This is a genomic window from Chryseobacterium balustinum, from assembly GCF_900168205.1.
GTDB classification, from domain to species: Bacteria; Bacteroidota; Bacteroidia; order Flavobacteriales; family Weeksellaceae; genus Chryseobacterium; species Chryseobacterium balustinum.
The window spans coordinates 1-8,639 of the sequence record NZ_FUZE01000046.1 but is presented as its reverse complement, the minus strand read 5'-3'; the positions used below and the strand labels follow the sequence as shown (position 1 = coordinate 8,639).

The 8,639-nt window shown below is 32.6% G+C and carries 8 protein-coding genes; 2 read left to right on the top strand and 6 right to left on the bottom strand.

Going from position 1 to position 8,639, the window contains the following annotated elements; translation table 11 throughout:
- Window positions 1–40: 40 nt before the first annotated feature.
- The 5 genes from B5X64_RS22030 to B5X64_RS22010 all read right to left on the bottom strand — a co-directional run bounded on the left by B5X64_RS22030 (window position 41) and on the right by B5X64_RS22010 (window position 5,180).
- Window positions 41–508 (bottom strand): YbhB/YbcL family Raf kinase inhibitor-like protein, encoded by a 468-nt coding sequence (locus B5X64_RS22030; RefSeq protein WP_079467272.1) that lies wholly within the window; start codon window positions 506–508, stop codon window positions 41–43.
- 82 nt (window positions 509–590) lie between these two features.
- A complete protein-coding gene (locus B5X64_RS22025) occupies window positions 591–1,436 on the bottom strand; it encodes a helix-turn-helix domain-containing protein (RefSeq protein ID WP_164463430.1) in 846 nt (281 codons plus the stop codon).
- Window positions 1,437–1,723: 287 nt separating this feature from the next.
- Window positions 1,724–3,172 (bottom strand): serine hydrolase domain-containing protein, encoded by a 1,449-nt coding sequence (locus B5X64_RS22020; protein WP_079467270.1) that lies wholly within the window; start codon window positions 3,170–3,172, stop codon window positions 1,724–1,726.
- A 74-nt stretch (window positions 3,173–3,246) separates the two neighbouring features.
- Entirely contained in the window at window positions 3,247–4,080 is an 834-nt protein-coding gene (locus tag B5X64_RS22015) for a helix-turn-helix domain-containing protein (protein WP_079467269.1), read from the bottom strand.
- A gap of 599 nt (window positions 4,081–4,679) precedes the next feature.
- Entirely contained in the window at window positions 4,680–5,180 is a 501-nt protein-coding gene (locus B5X64_RS22010) for a DUF2004 domain-containing protein (protein ID WP_079467268.1), read from the bottom strand.
- A 417-nt stretch (window positions 5,181–5,597) separates the two neighbouring features.
- Here B5X64_RS22010 and B5X64_RS22005 point away from each other — a divergent pair, with 417 nt between their 5' ends.
- Window positions 5,598–6,194 (top strand): DNA alkylation repair protein, encoded by a 597-nt coding sequence (locus B5X64_RS22005; protein ID WP_079467267.1) that lies wholly within the window; start codon window positions 5,598–5,600, stop codon window positions 6,192–6,194.
- A gap of 209 nt (window positions 6,195–6,403) precedes the next feature.
- Here the strand turns inward: B5X64_RS22005 and B5X64_RS22000 are convergent, their stop codons facing one another.
- Entirely contained in the window at window positions 6,404–7,432 is a 1,029-nt protein-coding gene (locus tag B5X64_RS22000; RefSeq protein ID WP_079467266.1) for a saccharopine dehydrogenase family protein, read from the bottom strand.
- 658 nt (window positions 7,433–8,090) lie between these two features.
- Here B5X64_RS22000 and B5X64_RS21995 point away from each other — a divergent pair.
- On the top strand, window positions 8,091–8,639 hold a 549-nt coding region (locus tag B5X64_RS21995), incomplete at its 3' end, for a leucine-rich repeat domain-containing protein (RefSeq protein WP_139377622.1).

Sequence of the window (8,639 nt, the reverse complement as noted above, 5' to 3'; positions counted from 1 at the left end):
TGAATAATACATTAATTATCAAATAGTTATAGTATTTTATTTATTTAATATTCACAAAATTTATTTTTAGTATTTTTGGTTGTGCAACAAGCACAGTGTATTTGTGAAATCCGCTTCCACTTGGCGGACAAGGACCACCGTATCCGGAAATGCCGAAATCTGTTTTACTTTGTATCGCATTTTTGGGAGCCAGCTTTTTTTCGATATTGCCTGCATTTGATTTTAATTCGGAAATCGCAGACGGAATATCAAAAACCAGCCAATGCCACCAACCGCTTCCCGTAGGTGCATTTTCATCGTGAACAGTAATGGCGAAGCTTTGAGCATTTTTGGGAACGTTTTCCCAATACAATTGGGGTGAAATATTATCTCCATTACAACCCATAGAATTTGACATTTGCTTTTTTGTGGCTTGTCCACCCAGTTCAGTACTTTTTATAGTAAAGGTTTGAGCGAAAGTGTTTAGCGTAATTACGCTAAACAGAAGTGAAAAGAATGTTTTTTTCATTGTTTTTAAACTTTTATGCAAAGTTCTGAAAAGACATTCCTACAATAGTTGAGTTAATTGTCCAAAAACTTGTTCTAATAGGTCAAAGCGATTCTGCAAATTTCTTCGGTGACATTCCAAAGTATTTTTTGAATTCGTGGCTGAATGATGAAAGGTTTTCGTACCCCAATTCATAAAAGAAATCTGAAGAACGTTTGTTGTTCAGCAATTCTTTTTTTGCTTTTTCCATTCTGTTTTTTATAAAATATTGTCTTGGAGAAGTCTGGTAAACTTCATTGAATTTTCGTTTAAATGAGGAAAGGCTCATATTAGAAAGGAAGGCAAGCTCTTCAATTGACAAAGGTTGATAGAGGTTTTTGCTGATTAATTTTTTAAATTCAAAATGAGGATTAATACTTAAAGCATTTTGAATAAAATTATTGATAATCTTGGGATGTTTTCTATACAGATAAAGTAAGATTTCTTCCGTTTTCAGATTACTTAATTTTTCATCTCGGGCAAAATTATCTTTTAAAAGCAATAATGATTTTTGGAAATTGAAGATGTAGTCATCTTTGGCTATAATGGTTAAACTATTATTTCCTTTTAGTTTCCTATCAGTTGTTACTTTATTATTTAAAATAAAATCCGTCAGAAAATCATCAGAAAAGAAAAGCAGGATACTACTGTAATTTTGAAAAGTACTTACTTTTTCGGTCATCAAAGTATTACCTTTCGGCAGTAGAAATAGAGTGGTATTATTAAATTTAGATCGGGTGTCTGCATAATAAAGTTCCTTTTCGCCCACTAATAATAAGCACAAAAGATTTTGTTGAAAATTGACTTTGCTTTTCTCTGAAGATTTCTGAGTTTGATAAAAATATACGTTTGACTGCTTTAAATTTTTATTAAAAAAGTCATTGGGTAACTGATGGATTACGGATTTCATTAGTAGCATATTTCTTTTATTTCATCAAATCTTATATGCAAATTTATTAATTAATATACTTGTCCACTGCATTATCCAATTCCTCACTTACGATTTTTGCATAAACTGTTATCATTATTTATTACTTTTTTGCTTACTTAAAGATCCCACTAAATCATAAGGTTTCGCGGTCTTGCGATGGCAGAACTCGAAGTGCAAATCTTCTTTTTTGCCAAAAGCTCAATGGAAGAACAACAGTTGAACTTTTCACTTTGACTCCACTATTGCGAACCCCTTATTAGCGGTAGTTATTTAATTAGCAGTTTATACTTTAATTGAGCCGCATTATCTTCCGGCTCTTTTTCAAGGTATAACTTTAGATATTCAATCGCTTGTTTTTTTTGACCTGAGACTCTATAGGCTTCACTGATGTAATAATAGCCATTGGTTGAGTTGGAGAAAAAGTGAAGATTTAACTTAAACAAGTCAATTGCCCGATTGGTCTTTTTTTCGAACAACTGCTTATAAGCATATCTTTCAATAAGATTTTCCCTTAATGAATGTTTCTTTGAGTTGAGCTCTATTTCTTTAATTCCTGCTTCGTAGCCTTTGTTGGTTACGGTCTTGATGATATCTTTAGTGTAAAAGAAATTGTCAATGGATGGTGCTGAACCCACCAATTGTTTTTTAATCAGATTACTCGCTTCCCAATAATTTTCGACCTCTCCATTGGTTAGAATGACAACAGTATAACCCAAATCCGGATAAATCATTATTTCACTGGCAACACCATCGTGTCCGCCGGTATGTCCAAAAATACGATGCCCATTGATGATGGTTTCTTCAAATCCATAGCCATACATTCCTTCTCTAAACTTTACTTTACCTGATGTACAAAGCGTTGTATTCTCTTTGCTGAGTAAAATATTGTTTTGTAAAGTATTGGAGAAATTTAGCAAATCGTCAACTGTTGAATAACCACCACCAGCAGGCGTTCCTTTTGTGGGATTCAAAAAAGAATTATTTTTCCATTGCCCCGGTTCTTCTAATGACATTGTATAGCCGGTCGCCAAATTTGGAATGGCATTATCCAATTCGTAAGCATCCGTATTAATCATTTTTGAAGGTTTGTAAATGTGTTCTTTTACGAAATCAAAATAATTTTGGCCAGACACTTTTTCAATAAGTAATCCTAAAACCATATATCCGGAATTGCTGTACAAGAAGCTGCTACCTGGAGCAAAGGCAAGTTTTTTATCAACAAACAATGGAAGGTAATCATCAACTGTTTTGAATTTTTCTTTTGCAAGCTTATCATATTCCTCCCAAAAACTGAACATTCCGGAAGTGTGCGTTAATAATTGATGGATGGTCACCGAGTCGGCAACCATTTTATTGGGATAATCCAAAAGATATTGGCCTACTTTATCTTGAAGCGAAATTTTCCCAGATTCCACCAATTGCATAATAGCGATTGCGGTGAACATCTTGTTGATAGAAGCCAAATTGAACTTCGTGTCCGGTTTATTTTTAACACGATCCGGCAAATTGGAAAAGCCAAATGTTTCTTTGAAGATTGGTTTGCCATCTTTTGCAATGAGAACAACCCCGCTTAAGTTATTTTCTTTTTCAAGAATTTTTAAATGAGACTTTATCGGATTAATTATATTTTCTTGATTTTGTGATTTGACCACAGTAGGTTGCAAAAGAGCTGTAAGGAAAATAGCTGTAGAAAAATAGATTTGACGAATGGTCATAGGGTTTTCATTTATAATTAAGAGACAAAACTACATTAATCAACAAACGAAAAATTGTACATACGTAAACCCATCTATAAAAACAGCCAGTGAATTTGTTTTTTTTCCAGTGCAGTTGTTTTTTCAAAGAAAACCTTGGGAGATAACCCTGTCACAGATTTGAATTCTCTTGTCATATGAGACTGGTCAAAATAATCAACGCTATAGGCGATATCCGTTAAATTGTTTTTTGACTTATCTGATGCGTATTTGTTGACCGCATTTCTAAATCTTAATATCTTTTTGAATTGAGATGGTGTTTTGCAGATATGTCTGTCAAAGTGTTTGTTCAATGTGGTGCGCGAAATAGCATTTTTTTCGCATAGTTCTGTAATGGTTAGTGCGTCATTTTCATCACACATCATTTCAGACAAAACAGTCTCAAGGAAATTATGCTGAAATCCTCTTAATTTGGATAACCAATACCTTTCAACAGCCTCAATTTTTTCGGCATCATTTTGTAAAGAAAGAATGTCAATCATCGTTTCTCTGTAATCTTCAAAAGGTAAAAATTCAGAAAAGTTGGAGCTGTTGTAATGGTTTAAGTCCTGCTCCAAAAATGCATTAATCGCCAATGGTTTAAAATAGATAGTAATTTCGTTAATTTTCCCTTCGTACTGAACATACACTTGTTTATTGAAATTAGACACTAGATTGGTTTCCATATCGTTGTCGTCATATTGCCCGATGATTAATTGATTTCCTTTAGTAATCGCTTTTGATTTTTCACTGATTGATACAATGGTGAAAATAGATGGGAAGGTGATGTATCTGGCGGGTTCTTCTTCAAAGGTACGTGTGAGTAAATAAATACACTCTATGTATTTTTTAAGAAGAGGATTTGAAGGGGAATAAACTTTTATTTTCATACGCTGCCATTATACGTTAGAAGACAACTAACTGTTGGGATAACTATATATTTACGTATACCCACTATAACAAAATGAGCTTTTAATTTACGAAATACTATGTAACATTAATTAAGTGTAATTCTTAATTTTAATTCGTTCTAACTATGGTACATTCAGATATATTAACACCAAAGTATTTATCAAGGTCAAGAACTACAAATTTATAAAAGAAAGTAGTGTTAAAACTAATAAATTTTCAATTTTCACCTTTTAATACATAATTATATCAACCTTAATTTATGATGTAAACAGTTTTTGATTTATGCACACCATTTTAGGGTTGAAAACTTGTTATAGGGATTATTAATAAGAGTACGATGTTCTTTTTCTTTCTTGTATTTGAATTAGTTCTTAAAATAAATGGTGATAAATTGTTTCTTTTTAAGAATGAGCAATAGATACTTTTCCTCGACATTTTGTCTGGTTCATGGGTGATGCAAAATCTTTCGTTGCTTGTGATAGTTTAGCAATCAAAGCACAAATCTTCACTTGAAGAAATACCGTTGAACTCTGCAGTTTCACCACAATATTGCAAAACCGATGTTGGAACTGGTTTTTTAGCTTTCCATTGCCATATAATCTAATTGTCCCTTTTCATCAGTATTAAGTACAACTAAATAATCTGTTATTTCTACTCCAATTGAATAATCAAAAATTGCGAAATTGTCTTCATTATCAGGATAAAGTCCAATTCTAACTAATTTTAAATTCTTTAAAAGCTGCAGTTCAGGTTCAGTGGTCTTATCGTCAAAGTTTATAAGATCTGAAAGTTCTTCTTTTTCAACTTCTTCAAGATGATGTTCCAAATAAGATCTTACAGTGTCACCATCTTCGTCATTATAATCATTGAGAATATAGGTATGGTTAAGCTTGTTATGTTTTTCAATATTTTCAATGAAATTTTTCACTTTGTCCATTGTTATTGTATCAATGGTTTTGTTTTCGAAGTTTAGATCTATTTCAATTTCATCTCCGTCGAACTCAATGTTAACATCGTAATATTCGTCCAAATTTTCTGTCGCTAAATTTCCGAAATGGGGTAAAGTGTATTCTTTCATTTCTATTGTCTTTTAATTATTTTTCTTAATTTTTGTCAATTAGGTGTTTTACTGATAATCAATAAATATATGCTGTACTATATTGCACATAAACATCCGAACTTAGGTGGATTTGCGATACTTTACGTTCTGACAAATTTATGAAAACATCAGGATTAAAATGATATTGGATCATTTTACTTAGATCATTTTATTTATATTTTAAGAACTTTGTTAATTGAGAAGAATTCTGCTCCATTGTAAATCGTTATAAATGTTTTTCAGTTATTTTTAAAGCATTTAAATATAGTTGGATGCTTTTTTTAGCAAATTTAAGTGATCAATATATAGTATTGGTGTACTAAGAATGGATCAGATTGAAGAAATGAAAGTGATGTAATTTTAAATATTGAAATCAATTATTTATATTAAAAACAAATGGATGCACTCATTGAAAAATTAAAAAGTATTGAACACGGCTTCAAACATATCATTGAAGCAGGTGACCTTATTTTACAAGATACTTCCATCGACCATTTGGAATTTGGAACAAACCTGCTAGAGTATGACGCTTATCAGATCCGAATGTTAGCCACTTATCTCTTTGGGCAATTATCAGTCAAAAATTCAAATGCACTTGAAATACTTGAGACCAAAATTGCAACGGATAATAACTGGAGGGTACAGGAAATGTTAGCTAAAGCTTTTGATTATTACTGTCAAACGGTTGGCTATGAGAAATCACTAACAAAAATCAAAAGTTGGATCAATGATAAAAATCCTAATCTAAAAAGGGCTGTTATTGAAGGTTTACGTATTTGGACAAATCGACCTTATTTCAAAGAAAATCCTGAACTTGCCATTCAGTTGATTGCAAAAGCCAGATTTGACGATAGTGAGTATGTAAGAAAGTCCATCGGCAATTCATTGCGGGATATCAGTAAAAAACATAAAGTTTTGGTGGATAATGAGGTTTCTAATTGGAATTTAGCAGACAAAAAAATTATGTTTATACAGAAATTGATCTATAAATAATGAATTATAAAATATCAGTTCAACAAATCGAGTCTTACATAATTTATTTTAATAACACTTTGATAAATAGGATATAACAAAAGGATAATTAATCTTAAGATCTCAGACAATGATCTGTTGGACCTTAGCGCCGGTTTTTCTGCACCTTCCCTTTAGAAATTTATAATGCCAAAATTGAAAAGATCCCAGATTGGGATGGCCGTTGTTTTTCATACTCTTGTTTCAATTGTTATACCTTCATATTTAGCCAATGACTGATAAAGTTTTCTAGGATCATGAAGTTGATGGGCAAAATATATTTTGTTCTTAAACTCGCCATGAAGTAGCATTTCAGCGTGCAAAACGGTAGCAAGTGCTGTGAGCTCTGCCTGTCCTTTTTTGCTTTGTAGACTTAGCTTTTTTTCTCGTTGCCCCTCTTTGATTACAATTTCAAATACAGACTGGTCACCGCTACCACTCGAACCGAAAATAACCCGACGTTGCTTTAATGATAAAATATTAAAGATCCTTAACTTTTGGAATGTTCCCAAAAGCCAGGTGATGAATTTTGAATCATAGGTCATTTTAACATTGACTGTAGGTATTCTTTCGATCTGATTTAAAATATAAAGATCTGGAACATCAAAGTTATAAGCCTGTCGCTTTCCGATTCCGAAAGAAAACTTAAAATCTTCAGAATTCAGAAAATGTCTCACAAATATCTGCCGGTTAGTCTGATAGCTGATAAACGGCCTGGCTACATTCTCTGCCATAAAATAAGCAGAGCTTTCTCCTGCAATATCCTTGACAGAGTAATATACATACAGTTTTACTTCTCGTATGTTTTCGGGATTATGAGATAGAATTTTCATAAGTCCGCTGACGAGTCCTCCCATCCATCCTGAACTGAATACGATCCTGCTGTTGATATTTTGTGTAGTATCTGCTATAACTAGAGCTTTCACAAGATCAGGTGTGGGTTTTGTAATGTCAATGTAGTCAATACTATTATCAATAGCAAACCTGAGTATATAATCCTCTTTATCATTGACAGCAAGAATAATAAGATCAATATTTCTGTTTAAGACAGCCTTGAAAGTTTCAGGCTTATTGACATCGATCATTACATCGTGATCCGTGGTCCCTTCTTTCCGGCTTCCGATAAATATATTACAATCTTGATTTCTGGAGCGCAGAATTCTGTGTATCGTTTTTCCAACTATTCCTTTTCCTCCGACAATTAAAATATTTGAACCCATATTGTTTTATTTTTTTACAAAACTACAGGAACGCCGATTCCAGGCACAGGACAAATGTCTAAAAAAAAGGTCTTTGCTGAGACGGCTTAACTGCTGTTGGATAATTAGCAGATGCTCCCAACCATACAGCGTTGAAGGTAACATTATATGTATTTCAAATGATTAGATCCCAATTGGAAAAATGTATGAATTGAATGTTATTGAGCGGTTGAAGTGGTTGCTACTTTGAAATCTTTACCGCTCTTGCCACTTTAGTCTCAATAAGACCAAGGAAGACAATGATCATTATTTCAAGCAAAAAAATAGACTGTTCCTAATATGCACACAAACTGCCCATCAAAAAGGACGTTTTGAGTATCTGGAAAGGTACTTAGTAACCAGAAATCCTGCTGATGCTGGTAAGTTCAGAGTTTCGAAATAGAATAGCTAGAGACCTTTATGGGAACCTTTAGTACTAGAATGTGGAGGCTGACACCCTACGACGGCTTGAATAACCACGAAAAAATTAATTTTTTAGTTGGCTTAAAATGTTTTATAAGCTTGAAAGCTTTGCAGATTTTTCAAATTTCGTAAATTAGTATTAGTCAAAAGAAAATTGACCACTTATATTATCTCATGCAGAAATATTAATTATTTCACATCAACTCAAATCAAAAATATGGCTCTTAAAAAATTAAGAATTGAAAATCCACAAGAATTAAAAAGTATCTTTATAGATAAAGCAAGTGATTATCAGGAAATAGATTTTAATATGATCTCCCAGATCGAGGAGTTGGGCTTTGCCAGTAAAAAAGATTACTATATCCCGGATGAGCTGGTTTCATTAAAAAATCTAAAAAAGCTGGGTGCAAACAATCATTGTCATCTTCCTGCAAATATTGATCAGTTCCAGTCCTTAGAAGAACTTTATGTAAGCGAAGAAGCAATCTACAATGTTCCAGACTCCATCAAGAACATCAAATCTATCAAAGACCTGAGAATTGTTTTTGATCCTAAAAATAAGGAACCACACGTGTCTCCTGAATGGATTTTTGATGTAAAAAACGTTCAAAAGTTGACAATGTCTTACTGTAGATTTTCGGAGATCAAAATTAATAATATAAATGCCAATCAGCTTGAAGAAATAGACCTTAGCTGTTCTTTGTCTGATCTTAAAATATTTCCTGACCTTTCATCTTTGAAAAATTTGAAGAAGCTCAATCTGAGT

Excerpts from the sequence above, each read along its gene's own strand:
- B5X64_RS22030 (WP_079467272.1), bottom strand. The coding sequence starts at position 508 with ATGAAAAAAACATTCTTTTCACTTCTGTTTAGCGTAATTACGCTAAAC.
- B5X64_RS22015 (WP_079467269.1), bottom strand. The coding sequence starts at position 4,080 with ATGAAAATAAAAGTTTATTCCCCTTCAAATCCTCTTCTTAAAAAATAC.
- B5X64_RS22025 (WP_164463430.1), bottom strand. The coding sequence starts at position 1,436 with ATGAAATCCGTAATCCATCAGTTACCCAATGACTTTTTTAATAAAAAT.
- B5X64_RS22005 (WP_079467267.1), top strand. The coding sequence starts at position 5,598 with ATGGATGCACTCATTGAAAAATTAAAAAGTATTGAACACGGCTTCAAA.
- B5X64_RS22010 (WP_079467268.1), bottom strand. The coding sequence starts at position 5,180 with ATGAAAGAATACACTTTACCCCATTTCGGAAATTTAGCGACAGAAAAT.
- B5X64_RS22000 (WP_079467266.1), bottom strand. The coding sequence starts at position 7,432 with ATGGGTTCAAATATTTTAATTGTCGGAGGAAAAGGAATAGTTGGAAAA.
- B5X64_RS22020 (WP_079467270.1), bottom strand. The coding sequence starts at position 3,172 with ATGACCATTCGTCAAATCTATTTTTCTACAGCTATTTTCCTTACAGCT.